Genomic DNA, 25152 nt, shown 5'->3' with positions numbered 1-25152 from the left:
AATGTTTACTTTTTTAACAAAATTGAAACGGAAAAACATTTGTCGAACACGGAAAAAATATTCATTTGTTTTTGTGTTATGGAATGCAGTAGAAAGAAGAAATGAACTTGCGTAAGTGATTTAAACGCTCCACGCATTTTCATCTAGTACTTGTCCAAAATGACTTTCAACGAGGCGTTTGGTTATATCGCTTTGTGGTTGGGTAAAGATTGTTTTTGTATCGCCATATTCGATCATTTGTCCTTCGTCCATCACTAATACATGATCGGCTATGTGTTTGATGATGCCTAAATGTTGACCTACATAAATATAAGAGATGCTGAGTTTCTCTTGAATGTCTAACATCAAATTTATTAATTGAGTTTTGACTGTCGCATCAAGTGAGCCGAGAGCATCATCGGTAATAATAATTTCCGGTCCAAGAATAAGTGCACGTGCAATAGCAACACGTTGTTTTTGACCGATGGACATAGTATTAATTTTTACATTGGCATGTTCGGGATAAAGTCCCACTAAACGTAATGTTTCAGCTATTTTAAGATTACGTTCATTTTCGTTTAGGTTGGTTGTCAGGCGTAGAGGTGCATCTAAAATTTGTCCTACATTTAAACGAGGATTAAAGGCAGAATAGGGGTCTTGAAAGACCATGCGAATATGTTGTGAACGATATTGATAATCTCCGTACTCTAAGGGATTTCCTTTAAATAGAAGTTCGCCAGATGTGGGTTTTATAATACCAACGATCATTTTGGCAACAGTTGATTTTCCGGAGCCATTTTTACCGATAATAGCCAATGTTTTTTTTCGTGCCAAAACGAAACTAATATTTTCTACAGCTTTAAATTGGCTTGTGCTGAAGATACCAATATTATCATTAAAAAATTTTGATAAACCTGAAACTTCCAGTAAGTTCATTTTTACTTCCTGTTCTTATTTTGTTGTGTTTACGACTAATGGGCCAGTTTCCATTTCTTTTTCTCTACGTTGACTTTCTTTTAAATTAATAGGGAAATGGCAGAAAAATTCATGTTGTTTAATCCGTTGTGCACTTGGTTTTCGAATACATTCTTTTTGTGCAAAAGGACAACGTGGACCTAAACGGCAACCGATAGGCATTCCTTCTAATAATGGAACAGCACCTTTTAGCGTACTCAAACGACTTTTATGTACTAAGGGCTGTTTAAAATCAGGAATAGAATGTAATAATGCTCTTGTATAGGGATGGTGAGGATTTTCTAAAATGTTTTCTTTAGATCCTGATTCAGCGTTTTGTCCGCAATAAAGAACTGAAAAACTATCACACCATGCACTAATACTATTTATATCATTACTTACCAGCAGAATACTTGTTCCCTGATTTTGATTCATACTGGCAAGTAAACGAAATATTTGTACTTTTGTCATTGACTCAAGAGAATTTGTAGGTTCATCAGCGATTAATAATCGAGGTTGGTTTGCAATTGCAAGGGCAATCATAATTTTTTGTCCTTCACCTTCAGTTACTTCATGTGGGTAACTTTGCATAATATCTTTATGATCTTTCACACCTACACGATGTAATAATTCAATAGCACGACGTTTTTTCCAACCGAACCATTGCCACCATCGCCCTTTAAATGTCCAAGAGGGAATGCTCTGAATAAGTTGTTGTCCAATTTTTCGGCTGGGATCTAAAGATGCTAAAGGCTCTTGGTAAATCATGGAGATTTCTTTACCTACCAGTTTACGTCTTTTTTTGGGATTTAGTTTTAGTAGTTCTACATCGTCAAAACGAAAACGATCGGCTGTAATAATCCAAGAATCCTTAATTGCATTACAAATAACTTTAGCAATCAGGCTTTTTCCGGAACCCGATTCACCGACTAAACCACAGATTTCACCTTCATTTAAGGTTAAATTAACATTATCAATAATTTTGACTCGTCCTTTTGGTGTTTCTATTTCAATACAAAGATTACGAATATCAAGTAAAGCCATGTCGGTTGTCCTTATCCATAATATTTTTCTATGGCTTTACAAAGCCCATTAGTCAAAATGAGAACGATAACAATGGTGATGATAATAGCAACACCGGGTAAGATTGTTGCCCAAGGGGCAAGATAAATTAATTCTATATAATCTTTTATCATTGTTCCCCATTCTGGCGTTGGTCGTTGTGCACCCAACGAAATAAAACTTAATGCACTAATATCAATAATGGCAATGATAAATGCTCTGCTGGTTTCATGAATATAACGAATAATAATATTAGGTAAAATGGTTTCTTTTACAAGTTGCCAATTACTTGCACCATCAAGTCGTAGCATCAAAATGTATTCTTTTTTCAGTTCTTGTTGTACGGCTTGGTAAATTTCATGAATAAAATAGGGAAGTAATGCAAGCGTGATGGCAAGCATTGCATTGATTAAGCTTGGTTGCATTAATGTAGCGATAATAATAGCGATGAGTAAAATAGGGATTGATAAGAAAATATCAAAAAAATGTCCTAAGACTCTTGCTTTTAACCCTTGTGATAATCCTGCCCAAATACCAAGAATTCCACCCAAAATAGATGTGAATAATACAACAATGAGGGCGGCACCAAAAGTGTAAGTTGTACCTCGAATCAAACGACTAAAAATATCTCGTCCAATATCATCAGTTCCGAAAAAATAGGCAATTTTTCCGTTATCAGCCCAAGAGGGAGGTAGTAACTCAAAACCAATAAACTGTGCTGTATCACTATAAGGTGCGATAAATTGACTGAAAAGTGCGGTAATAATGAGTAATAAAAAAAGATAAAAGCCAGTTAATGCCAATTTATCTTGGTAGAAAAATTTCCAAATATGTTTTAATCCTTGTGTTTCGCGAAATTCTTCAGGTTCTTTATCTAGCATACCAGTTCTTCTTATTAAATGGGTCCAAAATAAAGGATAAGAATTCAGTAAATAAATTCACTGCAATAATACAAAATCCAACAACAATAATGCCTATTGAAATGCTATTATAATCTTGTTGTCTAACTGCATCTATTAACCAATGACCTATACCGAACCAACCGAACGTGCTTTCAATCAGCATACATTGAGCCATAACAAGAGTAAATAAACGACTCATTTGCGGGATCATGATAGGTATTGTGTTACGTAAAATGTAGATTTGTAGAATTTTTCTTTTTGACCACCCTCTTGTTTCTGCAATTTTGACATAACTTTGGGTGAATAAAAAATCAGCTCGTTGCTGAACGATTCTAATAATATCCATAGTTGGTAGAATTGCGAGAACTAATGTGGGCAACACAAGATGTTGCAAAACATTTTGAATCATTTTAATACGATAAGGCTGATCCGTAAACCAAACATCAATAATAGGAAAGCCTGTAATGGGCTTTATCTCATACAATAAATTATACTGTCCAATTGCTGAAATTTCCCAATTTTGAATAGCTGAAAAGTACAACAAGATTGGTGCTAACCAAAAAACGGGGATAGCAATACCTGTGATATAGAAAGAACGAATAGCTTTGCCACACAAATTATCTGCATATAATGCACTGAGTAATCCAAGAGGAATACCGAAAATTAATGCTAACAGCATTGCACTAACACATAGCTCTAATGTAGGAGGAAGTACAGCAAAAATCAATTCTTTTAGTGATTCTCCGCCGTGGTAAGTAATACCAAAATCCCCTTGTAGTAAATTTTGTAGATAGAAAAAATACCCTGAAAAAAAGTGCGGTGTTGCTAGCACTTGATTTAATGGATCTTTGAGCAGGATGCTGTAACTGATGAGAGATAAAATAAACAGCGTGCTGATAACTAAAATGCAGTGACGAAAAAAGGAAAATAGCATTGTTTTATTACCTGTTTATAATTTCTATTATTTTTTAAATGACAGTTTTGAAAAATTAATATTGCCAAACGGCGTTAATTCAATTCCCTGTACTTTTGCATTTGCTAACAGAACACGTTTTACGTTAGCAATAGGAAGAATAGGGATTTCGGATAAAATAATTTCTTGTGCGATATTATAATATTTTGCACGTTCACGTAAGTTCGATGCGGCTAATGCTTGATCTAAGGCGTGTTCAAAAGGTGCATGGCACCAATTTGAAAAATTAGTTATTTCGTTTTGTGTACCGCAACTTAAAATGGGACGCATAAAACTATCAGGGTCTAGATTTCCTGCTAACCAGCCAGTTAAGATAATATCGTAATCCTCAGTTTGTTCTTGAAGCTGTTTCATTAAATAAGTGCGGGTAACGTTACGTATATTTACATTCACCCCAACCTTAATTAAATCTGCTTTAATTAATTCAGCCATTTTTATTGGCGAAGGGTTATACACTTGTTCTTCATTAATAACCCACATATCTAGATTTATATTTTTTCCTGCAAAGTATTCCTTTGCTTTTTTGACATTATAGTCATAGGCAAAATCAGTTGTATTTACAACTGCCCCCCAAGATATTGATGGAATAATATTGTTCGCAACACTTGCTGTATTATGATAAATCAGGTTAATAATACGTTGGCGGTTAATTGCATGAGCAATATGGCGACGAATCTCCAGATCTTGCATAAGTGTTTTTTGAAAGTTAAATGCGATATAAGATAAATTCATGCCTTCAATTGATTTTATATAATATTTTTCATCATTGTGACGCAATAACCCTAATTGGCTCAGTTCTGGATAAGAGGCGATATGGCATTCATTATTGAAGAATTTAATTAATCTGCCTGAGCGATTAGTGGAAAGATCAATGATCACGTTTTCCAGGTTTACATTTTTTTGCCAATAATTAGGGTTATGAACAAGACGAACATATTGATTACGAAAGTAATCTTTAACCTGATAAGGACCTGTGCCGACAGGTAAATTATCTAATTGCACTAAATTGTCGTCCGCATTGAGTTGCAATGCGTATTCTTGAGAAAAAATAATGGCGTATTGGCTGGCTAGGTGGGAAAGCACGGAAGCATCGGGTTTAAACAAGATAATTTGAACTTGGTAAGGATTGATTGCTTTCACTTCCTGAATTTTTTCATTTAATTTAATGCTGTCAAAATAAGGAAAATGCACTTTTTTACGTTGTTCGTGATAGACCTTATATTGTGGATTTTTATAGTGAAGAGTGTTTTGATCTAATTCCGGTAGTGCTATATTTTGACCGAGTATGCGATTTAATGAAAAAACCACATCTTCCGCATTAAAATCACGGCTTGGTGTAAACCAGTCTGTATGATGAAATTTAACGCCTTTGCGTAAATTAATTGTAATAATTTTCCCATCAGGTGAGATACTATAGGATTTTGCCAAAACTGGTTCAAGAGTTGCACTATGATTTTTAATTTCAAATAATTTATTGTAAATTTGCTCCGTGACTATATTCATACTGGTTCCGGCATCTGCAGTTTGAGGATTAAAGGAAAAACTGCTTGCATTGGTACAATAAATCAAACCGTTGTTAGTGAGTATTTTGGGTATTTTTGGGGCACTAAAAGAGGGCAAACTAAAGAGTAGCCCATAGAAGAGTGTACATAATATAAAAATCTTTTTTGCCAACATAACTTAATTAATTATGATAAATTATATGGGAATTGTAAGGCATATTAACGCAATATAGAAATAAAAATGTTTAATTTTATCCATAAAGAACTTGATGAACTCATTAATCGTGGAATGGACCGCACTTTACGTATTGCCGTTACAGGGCTGAGTCGTAGCGGTAAAACTGCTTTTATTACAAGTTTTATTAATCAGCTATTACATATTAATTCCATTGACAATAAACATCTTCCGCTATTTTTACCTGCACAAAATAACCGTCTTCTTGGTGTAAAACGTGTTGAACAACGAGATCTCAGTGTTCCTCGTTTTGACTATGAACAAAATATGAAAGCGTTGAAGCGTGAGCCTGCAAGTTGGTTTAAATCAACGGAGAGTGTCAGTGAAACACGTTTAGCCATTCGTTATATACGTAAAGATGGCTTAATGCGACATTTAAAAGAAAAAGGCACATTATATGTAGAAATTTTTGATTATCCGGGTGAATGGTTACTGGATCTGCCCTTACTGGATTTGGATTTTCAACAATGGTCTTTACAGCAACAAGAGCTATTTATTGAGCAACGACAAGAATTAGCACAAAACTGGCTGAATAAGATCCGCACTTTAGATTTAAGTGAGCCGGCAAATGAAGAGATATTGGCACAACTTGCCCAAGACTATACTGAATTCTTATTTGCTTGTAAAAAACAGGGATTTCATTTAACACAACCAGGACGCTTTGTGCTACCCGGTGAATTAAAAGGTGCTCCGGTATTACAATTTTTTCCTCTGGTTCATTTAACTGAGCAAGAGTGGAAAAGACTAAAAGAGCGGTCTAAATCTGACAGTTATTTTGCGATGTTGAGCAAGCGTTATCATCATTATCAACAAAAAATAGTGAAAGGTTTTTATCAAGAATATTTTTCTACTTTTGATCGTCAGGTGATTTTAGCGGATTGCTTAACACCACTTAATTATGGTCGCCAAGCGTTTCAGGATATGCAAAATGCTTTACAGCAACTATTCAAAAATTTCCATTATGGCAAGCGAACTTTATTCAATCGTTTGTTTTCGCCAAAAATTGATAAATTAATGTTTATTGCGACCAAAGCGGATCACATTACATTGGAGCAATTTCCGAATTTAGTGAGTTTAATGCGTCAATTAGTACAAGAGGGAGGGCGTTACGTAGAATATGAAGGAATAGATACTGAATATACTGCAATTTCCGCCATTCGTTCTACTCAACAAGTACAAGTAACGCAAAATGGACAAAAGATCAAAGCATTACAAGGAATTAGATCAATAGATAAGAAAAAAATTGTTGTATATCCCGGAAGTGTACCGAGTAAATTGCCTCATGCAGACTTTTGGCAGAAGTATCATTTTGCGTTTGATCAATTCGAACCTCTTACAGTGGAAAATGGTGAGCCAATCGCCCATTTACGTATGGATGCTGTCTTACAATTTTTATTAGCAGACAAGTTAGATTAGGATATAAATATGCCAAAAAAGGTTTTTCAACAAGAAGATGTTGAGCAAAAAATCACAGAAAATTTTGAGCCTAAACAAGAATTTGAGCAAGACGAATTAGATATAGAAATGGACTGCTCTCAATTTGAAACAACAATGGATCGGCAAAATACAGATATTCCTTTTCAGCATATGGTTAGACCAAAAGTGACAATGTGGCAAAAATTGCTCATGGCTACGATCTGTTTGTTTAGCTGTGGCATTTTGGCTCAATCGGTGCAATGGTTGGTTGATAGTTGGCGGGATAATCAATGGATTGCTTTTGTTTTTGCTATGGTCAGTTTATTTTTGGTTTTGTTAGGGCTTGGAACAATAATAAAAGAATGGCGACGTTTAGTTCAACTAAAAAAGCGTTTGATATTACAAGAAAAAAGCCGAGAAATTCGCTCAAAAAGTGCGGTTAATTTAACTGAGGTTTCTTCTGAGGGCAAAGAGTTGTGTTTAAAAATTGCCTCGCTTATGGGAATTGATGATAAATCGCCACAACTCATTGCTTGGCAAGAACAAGTTCATGAAGCTTACACTGAACAAGAAATTCTGCGTTTATTTAGTCAAAATGTACTAATACCTTTTGATCGGGTAGCGAAGAAACTTATTAGCAAAAATGCCGTTGAAAGTGCATTGATTGTGGCAGTTAGCCCTTTAGCCATTGTGGACATGTTCTTTATCGCTTGGCGTAATATTCGTTTGATTAATCAATTAGCAAAACTTTATGGTATTGAGTTGGGCTATGTTAGTCGTCTCCGTTTGTTACGTATGGTTTTTGTTAATATGGCATTTGCCGGTGCGGCAGACGTCATTCAAGATCTCGGTTTAGAATGGTTATCTCAAGATATAACAGCAAAATTATCCGCACGAGTTGCTCAAGGGATTGGCGTGGGCATACTTACTGCACGCTTAGGTATTAAAGCGATGGAATTTTGTCGCCCTATAGCCGTTGCTCCAGAGGAGAAATTGCGTTTAAGTTATATCCAAACAGAATTATTGGGAACATTAAAGACGACTTTATTTAGTGCCAATAAAGTGAAAGAGAAAGTGCGGTAGAAATAATTTATTAGCTTCAAAAAGCAAAGATTATATACATAAAAATCTGCACTTTAATAAGTCTGTTAAACTGTTAGAGTGCAGATTAAAATGACCAATTTTTACTCTTAAGCGACAACATTAAATTGTGCTTTCATCAATGCTTCGAAATCTGTGCAACCGCCAATAGGTTTTTCATCAATGAAAATTTGCGGCACAGTTTCTACCGGTTTACCGACAGACAATGATAGATCCGCTTTACTAATACCTTCAGCAACAATATCAATATAACGATAATCGAAGTCTTCAAGGGTATTTTTTAATTTTTCCGCTAAGTTTTTTGCACGAACACAATACGGGCAACCTGAACGACCAAAAATAACAACGTACATATTTATTTTCCTTTTGTTTTGTTAATAAAAAAGTAGCGATATTCTAACTCATTTGGTACAAGATTTTTAGCATTGTTACAACGAAAAAAGCCTATTTCTATCAATATCAGAAATTATTCCTAACTATCAATAAGTTCAATAGTCACACCGTTATGTAATCCTCTCGGTAGAGGCGATCCTTTGCGACCTCGCTCCGCACGAAATTTTTGTATATCCTCCGGTTTTAAGGTGACTTTTCGTTTTCCAGCATGAAAGACAAGACTGGTTTTTTCGCTGATCAAGAATAATTTGACCAATAATTCTGACCGCTCTTTAGCATTTGCAGCGGGAATATGAATGATTTTGTTGCCTTTACCTTTGGATAATTCAGGTAAGTCGGCAACAGGAAAAACCAGCATTCTATTCATGGAAGTTAAAGCGACCAAAAGTGCGGTAGAATTTTGCAAAACTAATGGAGGTAGTACGTTGGCATTTTCCGGTAGGGAAATAACCGCTTTTCCTGCCTTATTGCGAGATACCAAATCTTCAAATTTACAAATAAATCCATATCCTGCATCAGATGCCATAAGCAAAGATTGATTTTCGTTTTCTATCAGTAAATGTTCAATAGTAGCACCGCTAGGTAAGGTCAATTTTCCTGTAAGCGGTTCTCCCTGTGATCGGGCAGAAGGTAAGGAAAGCGGATCTAAAGTGTAGCTACGTCCTGTGCTATCAATAAAGACCACCGGCTGATTGCTTTTACCGCAGGCATGGGTCAAATAGTTATCACCGGTCTTGTAGCTCAAAGCCCGTGCATTAATATCATGTCCCTTTGCACAACGTACCCAACCCATTTCCGATAAGATAATTGTAATCGGTTCGCTCGGTGTCATATCTGTTTCAGAAATTGCTTTTGCCTCAGCACGTTCTACTAAAGGCGATAGGCGAGGGCTTGCGAAAGTTTTCGCATCTTGCTGAATTTCTTTTTTAATTAAATTATTTAAGCGAATTTCAGAGTTTAATATTTGCTCTAAACTGTTCCGTTCTTTTGCTAAATTATTTTTTTCAGCTTGCAATTCTTGTTCTTCTAATTTGGCTAAATGGCGTAAGCGTAAATTTAAAATCGCTTCTGCTTGTTCATCTGTTAAATTAAAGCGTGCGATTAATATTTCTTTGGGTTTATCCTCATTACGGATAATTTCAATAATCTCATCAATATTTAAAAAAGCGATGAGTAGGCCGTCTAAAATATGTAAACGAGCTAACACTTTATCTAAACGGTATTGTAAGCGACGAGTCACCGTTTGACGACGGAAGGTTAGCCATTCCGTTAGAATTTGAACAAGATTTTTTACCGCGGGTTTATTGTCCAAGCCAATCATGTTCATGTTAACACGATAACTTTTTTCTAAATCAGTTGTGGCAAATAAATGAGCCATAAGTGCATCTGTATCTACTCGATTTGATCGAGGAACGATGACCAATCTAATTGGATTTTCATGATCCGCTTCATCACGAATATCTTCTACCATTGGCAGTTTTTTATTCTGCATCTGCTCGGCAATTTGTGCCACAATTTTTGACGGAGAAGATTGATGAGGAAGTGCGGTAATAATTATTTCGCCATTTTCTTTTTTCCATACCGCACGCATTTTAATTGAGCCACGTCCCTGTTCGTAAATTTTACGAATTTCTTCTTTCGGTGAAATAATTTCCGCTTCAGTTGGAAAATCAGGACCTTGTAGTGCGGTCATCAATTGATCTAAATCTGCATTAGGATTATCTAATAGCATAATTGTGGCATCGGCAACTTCATTAAGATTGTGCGGTGGAATATCCGTTGCCATACCTACAGCGATTCCTGTTGTGCCGTTGAGTAAAATATGAGGTAAGCGTGCAGGTAAATATTGCGGTTCTTCTAATGTGCCATCAAAGTTGGCTTGATAATTGACTGTGCCTTGTCCTAATTCAGATAATAAAATTTCCGAAATTTTTGATAAGCGAGATTCAGTATAACGCATGGCGGCAAAGGACTTAGGATCATCAGGTGCCCCCCAGTTGCCTTGACCGTCCACGAGAGGATAACGATAAGAGAAAGGTTGTGCCATCAGTACCATTGCTTCATAACAAGCACTATCGCCATGCGGGTGGAATTTCCCCAACACATCACCAACAGTACGTGCAGATTTTTTATATTTTGCACTCGCATTGAGTCCCAACTCAGACATTGCATAAATAATACGGCGTTGAACAGGTTTTAGCCCATCGCCAATAAAAGGTAAGGCTCGATCCATGATGACATACATGGAGTAATTTAAATAGGCTTTTTCCGTAAACTGGCGGAGTGGCATTTGTTCAATGCCTTCGTAATTCATCTCAGTTTTCATAATGTTATCTTTTATATTTTAATGATAAAAAAGTGCGGTATTGAGAGTGAAAAAATTTGAAAAATGACCGCACTTTTGAACGTATTTTATAAACTAAGTCAAGCAGTTAAATCTACTTGATCACCGTTATTTTGTAACCAAATTTTCCGATCTTCGGAACGTTTTTTAGCTAATAACATATCCATCAATTCTAACGTGGATAGATCTTCTTCGTGGGGTTCGTAGGTTAATTGCACCAAACGGCGAGTGTTTGGATCCATTGTAGTTTCACGTAGCTGATTAGGATTCATTTCACCTAGCCCTTTGAAACGCTGAACATTGAGTTTGCCTCTCTTATTTTTTAAGCGTGCCAAAATGCTCTCTTTTTCGTTTTCATCAAGAGCATAAAAAACTTCATTACCTAAATCTATACGATAAAGTGGCGGCATTGCGACATAAACATGGCCATTTTGCACTAATTTTGGAAAATGACGTAAAAATAAAGCACAAAGTAATGTGGCGATATGTAATCCGTCAGAGTCGGCATCGGCTAATATACAAACTTTACCATAGCGTAATTGAGATAAATCTTCGTTGTCAGGATCAATTCCTAATGCAATAGCAATATCATGAACTTCTTGTGAACGTAAAACTTGATCCGGTGAAACTTCCCATGTGTTTAAAATTTTTCCCCGTAATGGGAGAATTGCTTGATGTTCACGGTTGCGAGCTTGTTTGGCTGAGCCACCGGCAGAATCTCCTTCTACTAAAAAAAGCTCCGTTTTACTTAAATCTTGTTCACTACAATCCGCTAATTTTCCGGGTAAAGCAGGACCACTGACTAATTTTTTACGCACAACTTTTTTTGCTGCACGTAAACGTCTTTCCGCTGAACTTATCACCATTTTTGCAAGTTCTTCGGCATCTTGAATATTTTGATTTAGCCATAAACTGAAACTATCTTTTACAACGCCGCCAACAAAGACCGCACTTTGACGAGAGGAAAGTCGTTCTTTGGTTTGACCTGCAAATTGTGCATCGTGCATTTTTACTGATAACACATAAGCACAGCGATCCCAAATATCGTCAGCGGTTAATTTGACATTTTTGGGTAATAGGTTACGAAACTCACAAAATTCACGCATAGCATCAAGCAAACCTTGACGTAAGCCATTGACATGAGTACCTCCCTGAATGGTTGGAATAAGGTTGACATAGCTTTCGTTAAGTAATTCGCCTCCCTCAGGTAACCATAATAATGCCCAACTTGCCGCTTCTTTATTCGTCGTAAAATCACCGACAAAAGGGGTTTGTGGCAAGAGGTTATAACCATTAACATTTTCCATTAAATAATCAGATAAACCGTCTTGGTATAACCAAGTATCCTCAGTGTTATTGATTTTATCGATAAATTTAATTTCTAATCCTGAACATAAAACTGCTTTAGCACGCAATAAATGACGTAAGCGACTGACTGAAAAATTAGCACTATCAAAATATTTCGGATTAGGTTTGAAGTGAACGGAGGTCCCGGTTGTACGCTTTCCGCAAGTGCCGATAATCTCTAATTCTTCTACCTTAACGCCGTTTTCGAAGGCAATTTTATAGATTTCACCGTTACGTTTTACCTGAATATCTACACGCTCAGATAAGGCATTTACTACAGAAATACCCACACCATGCAAACCACCTGCAAATTCATAGTGCTTATTGGAAAATTTTCCGCCAGCGTGAAGTTTAGTTAAAATAACTTCAACACCGGATACTTTTTCTGTCGGGTGAATATCGACAGGCATTCCACGCCCATTATCAATCACCTCTAGAGATTGGTCTTTATACAAAATAACTTCAATTTTGGTTGCGTGCCCTGCAAGTGCTTCATCAACACTATTATCAATAACTTCTTGCCCTAAATGATTAGGGCGAGACGTATCCGTGTACATACCGGGGCGAAGTTGAACGGGTTCAAGATCTTTTAAAACGGTTATTTCTTGTGCTGAATAATTTGTCATAATGCCATGTGATCAGTAAAAATTTGGAGAATTTTAACAAAAAAAGTGTCACCTTTCATCTTGATTGTTGTGTATCTTCTTTTGAATTCCAAGGAGCAACCCAGAATAGGCAAAGCATACCGGGAATGGCTAACCAGAAACAAAACCAAAAATAGTCATAGTATCCCAAGTAGTTGATTAAAACGCCTGCTTGTGTATTGAAGGTAACTCGAGGTAAGGCGGCAAAGCTGGTAAATAAAGCCAATTGAGTGGCGGTATAAATCGGATTGGTTTCACGTGCCATAAAGGCGACAAAGGCAGAAGTACCTAAGCCGATGCCGATATATTCAGCGGCAACTACTAAACTGAGGGAAATCAGAGCAAAATTATCTATTTCTTCAAATGGGCCTAATTTTGCCAACCATGCAAAGCCTAAAATTGTTACAATTTGTACAACACCAAAAAGCCATAATGCACGATTAATTCCGATTTTCAGCATGATGACACCACCAATAATACTGGCGATGAGCATCGGCCACAAGGAAGAATTTTTGACCACTATGCCAATTTGGGTCATGTTATAACCCATATCGAGATAAAACGGCGAAATGAGGGCTGTTGCCATACTATCGCCAATTTTATAGAGAAAAATAAAAGCGAGAATACCAAGTGCGGAAGACGTGCCTTTGCGTGTAAAAAATTCTTTGAACGGTTCGATCACATTTTCTTTTAAAGTGCGGTCATTTTTTAGCTGAATTTGAGGTTCTTTACTTAAAAATAAGGTCATAAAAATACCGGGAAGCATGAAGAGTGCGGTAATTAAAAAGACCGTTTTCCAAGGTAAATAGTCTGCCAGAATTAAAGAAAGTGAGCCGGGAACAAGCCCTGCAATACGATAGGCATTTACATGAATAGAATTACCCAAGCCCAATTCACGATCAGAGAGAATTTCTCGGCGATAAGCATCAAGTACAATATCCTGACTTGCCGAAAAGAAAGACACCAGCACTGCAATACCTGCAATCAGTTGTAAATTAAAGGAGGAGCTTGGTTGTAAAAAACCGAAGAAAGCGAGTGAAATGAGCAGTAAAACTTGCGAAATGAGTAACCAACCTCGACGCCGTCCTAAAAAGGGCGGTATAAAACGATCAAGTAAAGGAGACCATAGAAATTTCCAAGTAAAAGGAAGCGTTGTAGCTGTAAAATAACCTAAGGTTTCCAAATCTACGTGTTCTTTACGTAGCCAAAGTGGCAATAAGGAAATGATAATATAAAAAGGTAATCCTGAGCTAAAGCCTGTAAACACACAAATAAGCATATTACGACTAAAGATTTGTTGTAGCATTGAGTGAGATTTTTCCATAATTTTTCCGTATGTATAAATTTTTTCAACAGTATAGATGATTTTTTCACGTTCATGATAGGATTTTTTTATTCACATAACAAGTAGATAAAATCTTTTACGCAAACGTTTACTATTTGAAAGTTTCAGGTAAAATACGCGAACTTTTTTTATTCATTTTAATTTGCCTATAGGGGACGCTATGTCTTTAGAAAAAACTTTTGAGTTGACGAAACGTGGTTCTAACGTACGTCAAGAAATTATTGCCGGATTAACAACCTTCTTGGCTATGGTTTATTCAGTAATTGTTGTACCGAATATGCTGAGTGCAGCGGGATTTCCGGCAGAAAGTGTGTTTATAGCAACTTGTTTGGTAGCAGGATTAGGTTCAATTTTAATTGGCTTATGGGCAAATGCACCGATGGCGATTGGTTGTGCTATTTCATTAACCGCCTTTACTGCATTTAGCTTAGTGTTGGGACAAGGTGTGAGTATTCCTGTCGCATTAGGTGCGGTATTTCTTATGGGGATAGTCTTTACTTTAATTTCTGCAACAGGTATTCGCTCTTGGATTTTACGTAATCTTCCGTCGAGTATTGCACATGGTGCAGGTATTGGTATCGGTTTATTTTTGCTACTTATCGCTACAACGAATGTGGGTATTATTGTAGCCAATCAAAATGGCTTATTAGTTAAGTTTGGTGATTTTACGTCTTTCTCTGTGCTGATGTCTTTGGTTGGACTTGCTGTAATTATTGGCTTGGAAAAAATGCAAGTCAAAGGTGGGATCTTATGGGTTATGATCGCAATTACGATCGCAGGGCTTATTTGGGATCAAAATGTACAGTTTAAAGGCGAAATTTTCAGATTACCGACTTTTGGTGAACAATCCTTATTTTTAGAATTGGATATTATGGGAGCATTACAACCGGCAATTTTACCTGTTGTTTTTGCCTTAGTAATGACCGCAGTATTTGATGCAACAGGGACAATTCGTGCAGTTGCAGGTCAAGCAAATTTATTAGATAAAGATGGTCAAATTATCAATGGCGGCAAAGCATTAACAGCGGATTCCGTAAGTAGCTTATTATCTGGGACACTTGGTACCGCACCTGCCGCTGTATATATTGAATCTGCCGCCGGAACTGCTGCTGGGGGTAAAACAGGTATGACAGCGATTGTTGTCGGTATACTGTTTTTATTAATGCTATTTTTCCAGCCATTAGCAAGTTTGGTGCCAAACTATGCAACTGCACCTGCGTTAATGTACGTAGGATTATTAATGTTAAGCAATGTCAGCAAACTTGATTTTAGCGATTTTGTTGGAGCAATGAGCGGACTGGTTTGTGGCGTATTTATTGTACTAACTGCAAATATTGTAACCGGAATTATGCTAGGTTTTGCAACTTTAGTTATCGGTCGTTTAGTTTGTGGTGATTGGAAAAAACTTAATGTAGGTACAGTCATCATTGCCATTGTTTTGGTTGCTTTTTATATTGGCGGTTGGGCAATTTAATTGTATATAAAATGTTAGGTGGGTAAGCTTAGTCAGCTCTCGAAAGTATCTACAAAAAACCGGCGATAACAACACTGCTATCGCCGGTTTAGTTTTATATGATGAATTAGTTAAATACGCCGCTGATGCCGACACGGAAACCAACTCGGCCTCTACTATCAGAAGAAATGCCGCCGGATATGGCATATTTTCCGTTTGCGGAAGTTCTACCGAGGTTTAAAGAGACCGCACTTTCGCTGCTATAACGAGCGGCACCGGCGGCGTAAGACCATTTTCCCGGGACGAAAGGGACTTCTTTGAAAGCCATAGCGGCGGCGATACCGGCTTTTGCGTCTTTGTTGACCTCTTCAACACGTTGGTTGGTTGCGTGTAATTGGCTACCGTTTACCGCATCGGTTGAGCGATGAGAAAGCAAACCGGCAGCAACATTTTGAATACGACGTTCATTGCCTTTGTTTCCCACGGAAACGACACCTTTCGCATCAACACCGGCGTAATTACCGTCGACTTTACCGATACCGCCTGTTGTCTCGCCTTTTTCTACATAAGCAGAAGAATCACCGAGGAAGACGGAGTTTGTAGCGGTGGTTTTAATGTTATTCCCTACAGCAACAGTATTGTTAGAGCTTGCTTCTATAGTGTTATTATAACCTATAGCAACAGACTCTTTGCCGTGATTATGAGTTACATTACCTATTGCCACAGCATGTTCTGCTAATGCTTTGGCAGTATTACCAATACTTACAGATTTTAAGCCCGAAGCTTCAGCTCCAGAACCAACCGCTACTGCACGATCTGCTAGTGATTTTGTACCCCAACCAATCGCTGTGGAGAGATAATTTTTTGCTTTAGCACCTTGACCAAAAGCAGAAGCATAATTGCCTGCCTCTGTTTCTCCCCCTACAGCCGTTCCTGATTGAGCGGTTGTTTTTGCTTTGTAACCAGCAGCGATAGATTGATTGCCGGTTGCTATGGCTTGAAAGCCAACAGCGATAGCCGCTTTAGCCTTACCACCTACTTTTTCGATTTTTGCACCTTTTCCTACGGCGATATTATCTTCATAAGTATCGGCGGTACCAGTAGCTGTAGTACCATCCGCCTCAAAAGCAAAATAATTCTTACCTGCCTGAGCCATAGCCACATTCGCACTAAAAATCATTACCGCAGTTAAAGATAAAGGGAAAAAAGTTTTGTTCATGTTCATTTTGAAAAAAAATCCTCTAATAAAAAAATAATGTCTCATGAGAAAAAAGCGACAAATGAGACGATTGATGATGAAAAACCACTAAGATGTATAAATCTTAAAATCCTATGTACAACAAAAACCCTTTAAGGGTTATTTCATAAAGGGCGGTGGATTATAAGCGGGGGGGGGGGACTGTCAATAAAAAAATGAAAAAAATGTGAAAAAAGATAAAAAAAGTAAAAAATGAAGATAAGAAGCAAAAAAGTGAGAAGTACAAGTAAAAAAGTAAAAAAAGCCCGCACTTTTTAACAAAAAGTGCGGGTTGGATTGGGAAATTTTGGGTTATGTAGAAAGCGAGAAGCTATGATGATTTCCTGAAAATGAATAATCGATAAAAAGCATAGCAATAATCTTAAATCACTAATCTAACATACGTCAAATTTCTTTACTTGCAAGCGTTATTCTTCCAAAATCTCTGCAAAAATCTGAATCCCTTTGACTCCTAGTGCGGTGGCTAACCCAACGAAATCCGCTCCAGCGGTTTTCATTCGTTCAAAACCGGCTTTGTCATTAACACCGCCCACACCAATAATCTGTACGTCTTTTAATTTTGGTTCTTTATCCAGCATTTGACGCAGAGTATAGACATTGCCTAATGATAATGCGTGAATTGCTGTTCCTGCCAGTCCTCCAATACCTGTTCCTGTTTCAGAATTTAATATGGATTTCCCCTCTTGCATCACTAATGAAGAGCCAAGCGTATTAGTAGAAGTAATAAAGGAAATCGGTAGTGTTTTATTTTCTGTTAGCGATTTTAATAGTCCATTAATTAATTCATCATATTGGTTTTGATAGGTAAATGGTGGAATTTTAATGCCAATCGGTAAAGCCTCTTCCCCTAGACTTAACTTGGCTAAAGTGGTTTGTAACGCATTTAAATAAGGTAATAACTCTTCTGCGGCATAGGCAGGCGAAATTTCTCCGGGCATATTGGGGCAAGAAATATTGATTTCCATTGCTAAGGGCATCTTCACTTCTGTTTGCAGAGCCACGATTTGCTCATAGCATTCTCCCACTTCTTCAGGTGAACCAAACACGGAAATAATGAAAGGCTTGTTGGAAATAGTCTTTAATTCATCGGAGATAGTACGAACAAAGCGAATGGTAGTCGCTAAATTATTGGGACTAAGTCCAATTGTATTTAAGCTGGTAGTTTGTTGTAGAGTAGCATTTGCTGTATTGACGCCGGCGGCTTGTTGTGAGGCTGAATCAAATAATACATATTGGTTTTTTGCCCAATCGTGTGGATAAGGTTCAAGCATAGAAGTGCGGGTTGTAACCGCACCTGTATATTCACAGGCGTAAAGTTCACGTAAGTTTTCTAATTCAGAACACCAAGGGCAAGGAGCATTTAATATTGCAGGGCTGATGTAAAGTTTTTTCATTTTAAGTTTCTCCATGAATAAATAATGGTTAATAAAAAAGGACGCTATAAATAGCGTCCCGGTAAGTTAAGATTAATTCTTTTCAGATGTAACAAATTCAATAGAATGGTAACTAAATCACAAGATTTGATGTTTTTTAATGAAAATTTATGGATATATATTAACATGTTGCTGATGCAGAAAAAACATTACCATAGAAAGAGTGTTGAACGTGGTTGAGAAAGTCAATCTTTTATTTATACAAGATTTCTAAACCACGTTATTAAACTGGGGCGGTAATATAACTTATTTCAGCAAAAATGAGAAGCTAATTTAGCTATATTTTTATCTAAAAATTTTAGGGTATTAGAATTCAGTCAAAATTTTATCCTTTGAAAGAGGGTAATATGTTAAACATCGATAGAAAATGGAAAAGTGCGGTAACAATACCAAATAGAATAACCAGTAGAATAGTGACGTTTCCGCCTGCAACCATAAATCCTTGTTTACCATTAGGTAATTGACGTGATTTGTAAGCCAATAATGCAGGGATAATACAAGCCCAAATTGTTGCCACCGCACCTGCATAACCGATAGCTTTCAAAAAACCTAATGGGAAAGCAACTGATAATATTAATGGAGGAAGGAAAGTTACTGCCCAAGATTTTGTTCTCCCTATTTTGTTGTCATCAAATTTAAATAAGTCAGCCAAGAAGTCAAATACACCTAAACCTACACCAATGAAAGAGGATAGAATTGCAGCAATGGAAAAAGCATTAATAGCTTGTTTAACCGATGCAGATTCAATTACATTTCCCAAAGCTTTGAGTAACACATCTAAATTGCCATCACTGGCAATAATTGGTGCAAATTGATTTCGTGGCAGATTACCAAAAATGGAAATGACCCATAGTAAATAGAGTGTAAGGGCAATTATTGTTCCGCCTAAAATAGCTAATTTGGCTTTATATTCATTTTTATAGTATGCACGCATTGTTGCAACCGAGTGGTGATAACCGAAAGATGTTAATGCAACGGGTAATAAACCCATTGTGTATATGACATAGTTATTATCTGAGCCGGTATTTGTATTAAATAAAATGGCTAAGTCAATATTTTTAGTTAAGCCAAATACACTAAGCACAAAGGAGGTTGCCATAAAAATAATTAATATAACGGAAATGCGATCGACAATGCGAGTAGAATGCCAAACAAAGAAAGAGAATATCAAAACGAAGATAATTGACCAAACTCGAGAGTCAATGTTGAACATTTCACTTGTTAATCCACTTAGGATGCCACCTGATGCTGTAGTATAAGCGTACAGTAAAATACCTCCAACAAAATAAACGGATAAATTGTTGATGATGTTGACAGTATTACCTAATAGGCTTTTGGTGACTGTATTAAAAGAAGCTCGTAAATCAAAATGTTTATAAGCCTCAAGTAATAACCAACCGGATAACGTCATGCAAGTCATCGTAAATCCAATGGTGAGGACAGACCAAATAGTCCAAGCTCCCGCACCAGATGTAGGTAAGCCTAACATTCCGGCACCGACACAGACACTCGCAATAATGCAAGCGCCACCGAAAATAGAAGGTGATTTTTGCATAATATAGCTCCTTTTGAAAACTATAAAAAAACACCGCACTTTTTGTTAAAAGTGCGGTGCCAAAATTAAATCTCTTTTAATCGAGCGGTGAAATGACGCAGTACTTTAGGTTCATAAGTAAAATCTAACCCTTTGATATTATTTGCATTCTCTTTCACTTGTTTGAATGCTTCAATGATGAAGTCCATATGTGTTTGAGTGTAGGTCGCACGAGGAATAGTTAAACGTAACAATTCAGCCGGGCAAGGTAATTGTTGACCTGTTTTCGGATCTCGTCCTAATAGGAGAGAACCGATTTCTACGGATCGAATACCTGCTACTTTATATAATTCACAAGCAAGAGCCTGAGCTGGGAATTGTTCTGCTGGGATATGTGGTAATAATTTGCCTGCATCCACAAAGGCGGCATGTCCACCGGGTTGTTGACAAACAACACCGATCTTTTCTAAACCTTGTACAAGGTATTCAATTTGGCTAATACGATAAGCTAACCAATCTTGACGCATACCATCACGTAAACCTACAGCTAGGCGTTCCATTGCACCACCTTCTAGACCACCATAGGTAGGGAAACCTTCTTGTACAACACAAAGTGTACGACACTCGTTGTAAACATCTTCCATTGAATTATCTTTGAAGCAGAGTAGTCCTCCCATAGGTACCATTGCATCTTTTTTTGCAGACATAGCCAAGGCATCTGCATATTTATAGCTTTCGTAAGTAATTTGTTCAATAGTCCAATCTTTGTATTCTGCTTCACGTTGTTGAATAAAGTAGGCATTTTCAGCGAAGCGAGCCGAATCCATAATCACAGGAATATCATATTTACGTGCAATTTGGTACATGGCTTTCATATTGGCAAGAGATACCGGTTGTCCACCGGCAGAATTACAGGTAATAGTACATACAATGTAAGGAACATTATTTGCTCCAACTTCTAAAATACCTTGTTCCAGTTTTTCTAAATCAAAATTACCTTTGAAATCATGATCTACATCTGTGTCAAAAGCTTCTTTTATATAGACATTACGTACAGTTGCACCATTTAATTGGCTATGACCTTGAGTAGTGTCAAAAAAATAGTTAGAGAAAACAACCATTTTATTTCTATCCAACCCTTTTTCTTGCTCACGTTTTTTGATCAAGACAGGAATATAAATTTGTTCTGCACCACGACCTTGATGGGTTGGAATTGTGTATTCATAACCAAAGATTTCTTTCACTGCATTGGCAAGAGCATAGTAACTGCGACTTCCGCTATAAGCTTCATCACCTCTTAGCATGGCAGCCTGCATATCTTGAGTAACGGCACCTGTACCACTATCAGTTAATAGATCAATAAAAATATCTTCACTGTCTAATAAAAATAGATTCATGCCTGCTTTTAAGATAGATTCATCACGATAGGCACGAGTTGTACGTTTGACAGGTTCAATAACACGAATACGGAACGGTTCTGGTAAATGTTCGAAATTTTCCATGATTAAATCCTCAAATAATTGATTAAAAAATGTATATTACAAAAATATTATTAGGATTGAGGAGTTATGGGAAAATACAGGGATAGCTTTGGATCTACAAGTATCCAAACTTGATTTGGTGATAAAACATTTACCATAGCTTATCCCTTTTTAGAAATGAAATGTAATTTATCTCAGACGAGGAAGATAGTAACTTAGCAATTGCACTTTGTCATATAGAATGTTTTAAATTTGTGAACTAAGTCAAAAATTTTGATAAAAAATAAGACTCTACTTATAGAGTCTTATTTTTATGAAAGTGCGGTCTATTTCCGCAAATTTTTATTGTGTCGCTTGAATTGCAGTTAATGCAATAGTATACACAATATCATCAACCAATGCTCCACGAGATAGGTCATTGACCGGCTTACGCATACCTTGTAACATCGGACCAATAGATACTAAATCTGCTGAGCGTTGTACTGCTTTATAGGTTGTATTTCCGGTATTGAGATCTGGGAAGACAAATACTGTCGCTTTACCGGCAACCGGAGAATTTGGTGCTTTAGATTTTGCTACATCTTCCATTACTGCCGCATCATATTGTAATGGGCCATCTATTAATAAATCCGAGCGTTTTTCTTGGGCAATACGAGTTGCTTCTTTTACTTTCTCAACATCAGCACCGGAACCTGACGTGCCTGTTGAGTAAGAGATCATCGCCACTTTTGGATCAATACCGAATGCTTTTGCGGAATCAGCAGATTGAATTGCAATCTCTGCCAATTGTTCTGCGGTTGGATCCGGATTAACTGCACAGTCGCCATAAACAAGTACTTGGTCAGGTAATAACATAAAGAAAATTGAAGAAACAATTGAGTTACCAGGTGCTGTTTTAATGATTTGCATCGGTGGACGAATAGTATTCGCTGTTGTATGTATCGCACCTGAAACAAGTCCATCGACTTCGTTAGCCTCAAGCATCATAGTGCCTAATACGACGGTATCTTCTAATTGCTCTCGTGCAGACGTTTCAGTCATACCTTTGGCTTTACGTAATTCTACTAAACGGTCTACATAATTTTCACGTACAGAGACAGGATCAATTATTGTAATACCTTTTCCTAATACAACGCCTTGAGCATCAGCAACACGTTTAACATCATCAGGATTTGCTAATAAGATACATTCTGCAATACCACGTTCTGCACAAAGACTAGCAGCTTTAACTGTACGAGGTTCATCTCCCTCAGGTAATACTATTCGTTTTTTGGCTGCACGAGCTAACTCAGTTAATTGAAAACGGAATGCAGGAGGAGATAAACGACGAGGACGAGTTGAGGCGGCAACTAAATTTTCAATAAATGAAGATTTAAATTGTTGGCTTGTGTATTGTTTAATGTTTTCGATGCGTTCTTTATCATCAACAGGTACTTCAAGGTTGAAGCTTTGTAGAGCCAATGCACTTTGCCATGTGTTACCTTCAATTCGAAAAATAGGTAAGCCGGTATTTTCAAATACTGGTTGGCATAGTTTTTTAATTTGATTGTCAATTTTGTAACCACCTGTGAGTAAAATACCACCTAGCTCGATCCCGTTAGTCGCAGCAAGTGCGGAGGCAGTTAGGACATCAGGACGATCAGCGGAGGTAACTAACAGACTACCTGTTTTGAAATGCTCAACCATATTTTGTAATGAACGAGCACAGAAAGTAATACTACGAATACGACGAGTTTTAATATCGCCCTCATGTAGAATAGAAGCACCTAAATGATTGACCAAATCAATAGCACGAGTTGCAATAAGCTCCGCATTCCACGGAACGCAAGCTAATACTTTAATAGGGCTTTTTTCAAATAGCTTGTAAACCTCATTAAGGTTATTTTGTTTATGTTGGTAAGCATCAAAAATTTCACTTAGGTCTGGACGAGTACGTCCGGATTCATCAATTGGTGCATTAAATTTATTAATTATGACACCAAGTAAGTTTGGATTATTTTTTCCGCCAAATTGAGAGGCTGCCGCTTCAATGCGTTCTTTTAACTCTGCCAGCGTTTCTGTTGCAGGTGCTGCAACTAATACGATTTCAGCATCTAACGCCTTTGCAATTTCGTAGTTGATACTGTTTGCATAGCCATGCTTGCGAGTTGGAACTAAGCCTTCAACAATAATCAATTCATTATTTTTAGCTAGTTGTTGATGATTTTCAACAATCTTTTCCAGTAACACATCGGATTGATTTTGACCGATTAGATTTTCAGCCACACTTAGCATAAACGGTTCGGCTGTTTCAAGTGTTGTACTGGTACGCACAATTGAAGTAGTGCGGTCTAATTTATCTTCATCGGTACTTGGTTGCGAAATTGGCTTCATGAAACCGATTTTTGCCCCTTTTTGCTCAAGAGCGTGGATTAAACCTAAACTTACACTGGTTAAACCAACACCGGTGCTAATAGGAATAAGGATAATTGTACGAGACATAATAAACCTTAAATAATGTTGTTAAAAAAGAAACTGCCGAATTTATCGGCAGCCTGTAGATTACAATTAGAAACTTAAACGAGCAGTATCTTGTGCAATTACAAGTTCTTCGTTTGTTGGAATAACGATTGCGATTGGCGTATTATCCGCTGTAATAACACCTTCATTACCAAAACGAGCTGCTGAGTTTTTCTCATCGTCAATTTTATAACCAAATAGTTTTAAATGATTTAAAGTAATTTGACGAACCAAGGCGGCGTTTTCACCAATACCGCCGGTAAAGACAATCGCATCTAAGTTTTCGCCAATAATAGCCATGTATGAACCGATATATTTTGCTAAACGATAGCAGAATACATCTAATGCACGTTTTGCAGCACTTTCTTTTTCATAGTTATCTTCAGAATAACGGCAATCACTCGTGACTTCTGTTAAACCTAACAAACCTGATTTTTTAACTAAAGTTTCCTCGATCTGTGCTACTGACATGCCTAACGTATTGTGCATGTAAAAAATGATTGCTGGATCAAGATCACCGGAACGAGTACCCATCACCAAGCCTTCCAGTGGAGTAAAGCCCATGGAAGTATCAATACATTTACCTTGGCGAATTGCAGCAACAGAGGCACCGTTGCCTAGATGACAGGTAATTACGTTTATTTTATCTTCAGCAATATTTAAACGTTTGGCAGCTTCACGACTCACGAAATAGTGGCTGGTTCCATGCATACCATAACGACGAACGCCATGTTCTTTGTATAAAGAATATGGCAGAGCGTATAAGAATGCTTCTTCTGGCATTGTTTGATGGAAGGCTGTATCAAATACGGCTACGTTATTATCTTTTAAATGAGGAAATGCTTTAAATGCTTCTTCAATACCGATCAAATGTGCAGGGTTATGAAGAGGAGCAAATTCAGCAGCATCTTTAATACCTTGGATAACTTCATCGGTAATAACAACAGATTTGGTATATTTTTCACCTCCATGAACAACACGGTGTCCAATGGCTGCGATTGAATTTTTAAGATCTTCAGTTAAGATAGTTGAAACGATAAAGTTTAATGCTTCACTATGTGCTGCACCAGCACCTAAATCTGCATTACCTTTCTCACCGTTAAGTTTCCACTTAATTCGGGCATCCGGTAGGTAGAAGGCCTCGGCTAAACCTGATAATTTTTCAGCACCTGAAACTGGATCAAGAATAGCAAATTTTAAAGATGAACTACCGCAGTTAAGAATTAGGACTAATTTTTGAGACATACGAGACCTATTTTGAAAGTTAAGTTAAAAAATAAATTCATTTACTCAACAA

19 protein-coding genes are annotated in these 25152 nt (G+C 37.1%); 3 read left to right on the top strand and 16 right to left on the bottom strand.

The features are described 5' to 3' along the window. Positions 1-120: 120 nt before the first annotated feature. From HNR69_RS01160 to HNR69_RS01140, 5 genes are read right to left on the bottom strand one after another with little or no spacing between them, the layout of a single operon-like run. Positions 121-915 (bottom strand): peptide ABC transporter ATP-binding protein, encoded by a 795-nt coding sequence (locus HNR69_RS01160; protein WP_011608747.1) that lies wholly within the window; start codon positions 913-915, stop codon positions 121-123. 15 nt (positions 916-930) lie between these two features. Then, positions 931-1977, bottom strand: coding sequence for a peptide ABC transporter ATP-binding protein (locus HNR69_RS01155; protein WP_012341746.1), 1047 nt, complete (start codon positions 1975-1977; stop codon positions 931-933). Between the two features lie 11 nt (positions 1978-1988). After that, positions 1989-2876: an ABC transporter permease subunit gene (locus HNR69_RS01150; protein WP_012341747.1), complete on the bottom strand. Its 888-nt coding sequence runs from the start codon at positions 2874-2876 to the stop codon at positions 1989-1991. Next, positions 2866-3831, bottom strand: coding sequence for an ABC transporter permease (locus tag HNR69_RS01145; RefSeq protein WP_075293809.1), 966 nt, complete (start codon positions 3829-3831; stop codon positions 2866-2868). The genes HNR69_RS01150 and HNR69_RS01145 overlap by 11 nt, the downstream gene beginning before the upstream one ends. Before the next feature lie 27 nt (positions 3832-3858). Then, on the bottom strand, positions 3859-5547 hold the full coding sequence (locus tag HNR69_RS01140; RefSeq protein WP_136122226.1) for an ABC transporter substrate-binding protein: 1689 nt from the start codon (positions 5545-5547) through the stop codon (positions 3859-3861). A gap of 66 nt (positions 5548-5613) precedes the next feature. Here HNR69_RS01140 and HNR69_RS01135 point away from each other — a divergent pair, with 66 nt between their 5' ends. Next, positions 5614-7023, top strand: a complete 1410-nt coding sequence (locus HNR69_RS01135) for a YcjX family GTP-binding protein (RefSeq protein WP_075293811.1) — start codon at positions 5614-5616, stop codon at positions 7021-7023. A gap of 9 nt (positions 7024-7032) precedes the next feature. Continuing rightward, positions 7033-8106, top strand: coding sequence for a TIGR01620 family protein (locus HNR69_RS01130; protein ID WP_075293812.1), 1074 nt, complete (start codon positions 7033-7035; stop codon positions 8104-8106). A gap of 107 nt (positions 8107-8213) precedes the next feature. Here the strand turns inward: HNR69_RS01130 and HNR69_RS01125 are convergent, their stop codons facing one another. From HNR69_RS01125 to HNR69_RS01110, 4 genes are all read right to left on the bottom strand, one after another. Continuing rightward, positions 8214-8477 carry a GrxA family glutaredoxin gene (locus HNR69_RS01125; RefSeq protein ID WP_011608754.1) on the bottom strand — a complete coding sequence of 88 codons (264 nt, stop codon included), beginning with the start codon at positions 8475-8477 and terminating at the stop codon, positions 8214-8216. Positions 8478-8596: 119 nt separating this feature from the next. Next, the gene (gene parC, locus HNR69_RS01120) at positions 8597-10843 is read right to left on the bottom strand and encodes a DNA topoisomerase IV subunit A (RefSeq protein ID WP_075293813.1); all 2247 of its coding nucleotides are present in this window, start codon (positions 10841-10843) and stop codon (positions 8597-8599) included. 98 nt (positions 10844-10941) lie between these two features. Further along, positions 10942-12837 carry a DNA topoisomerase IV subunit B gene (parE, locus tag HNR69_RS01115; RefSeq protein ID WP_075293814.1) on the bottom strand — a complete coding sequence of 632 codons (1896 nt, stop codon included), beginning with the start codon at positions 12835-12837 and terminating at the stop codon, positions 10942-10944. Positions 12838-12889: 52 nt separating this feature from the next. Beyond that, a complete protein-coding gene (locus HNR69_RS01110) occupies positions 12890-14176 on the bottom strand; it encodes an AmpG family muropeptide MFS transporter (RefSeq protein WP_075293815.1) in 1287 nt (428 codons plus the stop codon). A 181-nt stretch (positions 14177-14357) separates the two neighbouring features. On the opposite strand from HNR69_RS01110, the gene HNR69_RS01105 reads away from it, so the two are divergent. Beyond that, complete coding sequence (locus HNR69_RS01105; protein WP_075293816.1) at positions 14358-15671, top strand: NCS2 family permease; 1314 nt, start codon at positions 14358-14360, stop codon at positions 15669-15671. Positions 15672-15777: 106 nt separating this feature from the next. Here HNR69_RS01105 and HNR69_RS01100 read toward each other — a convergent pair whose 3' ends face one another. The 7 genes from HNR69_RS01100 to HNR69_RS01070 all read right to left on the bottom strand — a co-directional run bounded on the left by HNR69_RS01100 (position 15778) and on the right by HNR69_RS01070 (position 25100). Beyond that, on the bottom strand, positions 15778-16875 hold the full coding sequence (locus tag HNR69_RS01100; protein WP_232451437.1) for a YadA-like family protein: 1098 nt from the start codon (positions 16873-16875) through the stop codon (positions 15778-15780). 440 nt (positions 16876-17315) lie between these two features. Next, the gene (locus HNR69_RS01095) at positions 17316-18302 is read right to left on the bottom strand and encodes a beta/alpha barrel domain-containing protein (RefSeq protein ID WP_075293817.1); all 987 of its coding nucleotides are present in this window, start codon (positions 18300-18302) and stop codon (positions 17316-17318) included. Positions 18303-18666: 364 nt separating this feature from the next. Continuing rightward, positions 18667-19896 carry an aromatic amino acid transporter gene (locus HNR69_RS01090; protein ID WP_075293818.1) on the bottom strand — a complete coding sequence of 410 codons (1230 nt, stop codon included), beginning with the start codon at positions 19894-19896 and terminating at the stop codon, positions 18667-18669. 65 nt (positions 19897-19961) lie between these two features. Next, positions 19962-21377, bottom strand: coding sequence for a tryptophanase (tnaA, locus tag HNR69_RS01085; protein WP_136122225.1), 1416 nt, complete (start codon positions 21375-21377; stop codon positions 19962-19964). 50 nt (positions 21378-21427) lie between these two features. Next, the gene (tnaC, locus tag HNR69_RS09730; RefSeq protein ID WP_075290610.1) at positions 21428-21514 is read right to left on the bottom strand and encodes a tryptophanase leader peptide; all 87 of its coding nucleotides are present in this window, start codon (positions 21512-21514) and stop codon (positions 21428-21430) included. A gap of 184 nt (positions 21515-21698) precedes the next feature. After that, the gene (pta, locus tag HNR69_RS01075) at positions 21699-23837 is read right to left on the bottom strand and encodes a phosphate acetyltransferase (RefSeq protein ID WP_136122224.1); all 2139 of its coding nucleotides are present in this window, start codon (positions 23835-23837) and stop codon (positions 21699-21701) included. 66 nt (positions 23838-23903) lie between these two features. Next, complete coding sequence (locus tag HNR69_RS01070; protein ID WP_012340432.1) at positions 23904-25100, bottom strand: acetate kinase; 1197 nt, start codon at positions 25098-25100, stop codon at positions 23904-23906. Positions 25101-25152 lie beyond the last annotated feature (52 nt).

This window comes from Histophilus somni (genome assembly GCF_014202395.1).
Taxonomy (GTDB): domain Bacteria; phylum Pseudomonadota; class Gammaproteobacteria; order Enterobacterales; family Pasteurellaceae; genus Histophilus; species Histophilus somni.
The sequence above is the reverse complement of the archived record's forward strand: the minus strand, read 5'-3'. Positions and strand labels throughout refer to the sequence as shown.

What these genes read in the sequence shown, in the direction of transcription:
- HNR69_RS01160 (WP_011608747.1), bottom strand. Translation starts at nt 915, where the DNA reads ATGAACTTACTGGAAGTTTCAGGTTTATCAAAATTTTTTAATGATAAT.
- HNR69_RS01155 (WP_012341746.1), bottom strand. Translation starts at nt 1,977, where the DNA reads ATGGCTTTACTTGATATTCGTAATCTTTGTATTGAAATAGAAACACCA.
- HNR69_RS01150 (WP_012341747.1), bottom strand. Translation starts at nt 2,876, where the DNA reads ATGCTAGATAAAGAACCTGAAGAATTTCGCGAAACACAAGGATTAAAA.
- HNR69_RS01145 (WP_075293809.1), bottom strand. Translation starts at nt 3,831, where the DNA reads ATGCTATTTTCCTTTTTTCGTCACTGCATTTTAGTTATCAGCACGCTG.
- HNR69_RS01140 (WP_136122226.1), bottom strand. Translation starts at nt 5,547, where the DNA reads ATGTTGGCAAAAAAGATTTTTATATTATGTACACTCTTCTATGGGCTA.
- HNR69_RS01135 (WP_075293811.1), top strand. Translation starts at nt 5,614, where the DNA reads ATGTTTAATTTTATCCATAAAGAACTTGATGAACTCATTAATCGTGGA.
- HNR69_RS01130 (WP_075293812.1), top strand. Translation starts at nt 7,033, where the DNA reads ATGCCAAAAAAGGTTTTTCAACAAGAAGATGTTGAGCAAAAAATCACA.
- HNR69_RS01125 (WP_011608754.1), bottom strand. Translation starts at nt 8,477, where the DNA reads ATGTACGTTGTTATTTTTGGTCGTTCAGGTTGCCCGTATTGTGTTCGT.
- parC (WP_075293813.1), bottom strand. Translation starts at nt 10,843, where the DNA reads ATGAAAACTGAGATGAATTACGAAGGCATTGAACAAATGCCACTCCGC.
- HNR69_RS01110 (WP_075293815.1), bottom strand. Translation starts at nt 14,176, where the DNA reads ATGGAAAAATCTCACTCAATGCTACAACAAATCTTTAGTCGTAATATG.
- HNR69_RS01105 (WP_075293816.1), top strand. Translation starts at nt 14,358, where the DNA reads ATGTCTTTAGAAAAAACTTTTGAGTTGACGAAACGTGGTTCTAACGTA.
- HNR69_RS01100 (WP_232451437.1), bottom strand. Translation starts at nt 16,875, where the DNA reads ATGAACATGAACAAAACTTTTTTCCCTTTATCTTTAACTGCGGTAATG.
- HNR69_RS01095 (WP_075293817.1), bottom strand. Translation starts at nt 18,302, where the DNA reads ATGAAAAAACTTTACATCAGCCCTGCAATATTAAATGCTCCTTGCCCT.
- HNR69_RS01090 (WP_075293818.1), bottom strand. Translation starts at nt 19,896, where the DNA reads ATGCAAAAATCACCTTCTATTTTCGGTGGCGCTTGCATTATTGCGAGT.
- tnaA (WP_136122225.1), bottom strand. Translation starts at nt 21,377, where the DNA reads ATGGAAAATTTCGAACATTTACCAGAACCGTTCCGTATTCGTGTTATT.
- tnaC (WP_075290610.1), bottom strand. Translation starts at nt 21,514, where the DNA reads ATGGTAAATGTTTTATCACCAAATCAAGTTTGGATACTTGTAGATCCA.
- pta (WP_136122224.1), bottom strand. Translation starts at nt 23,837, where the DNA reads ATGTCTCGTACAATTATCCTTATTCCTATTAGCACCGGTGTTGGTTTA.
- HNR69_RS01070 (WP_012340432.1), bottom strand. Translation starts at nt 25,100, where the DNA reads ATGTCTCAAAAATTAGTCCTAATTCTTAACTGCGGTAGTTCATCTTTA.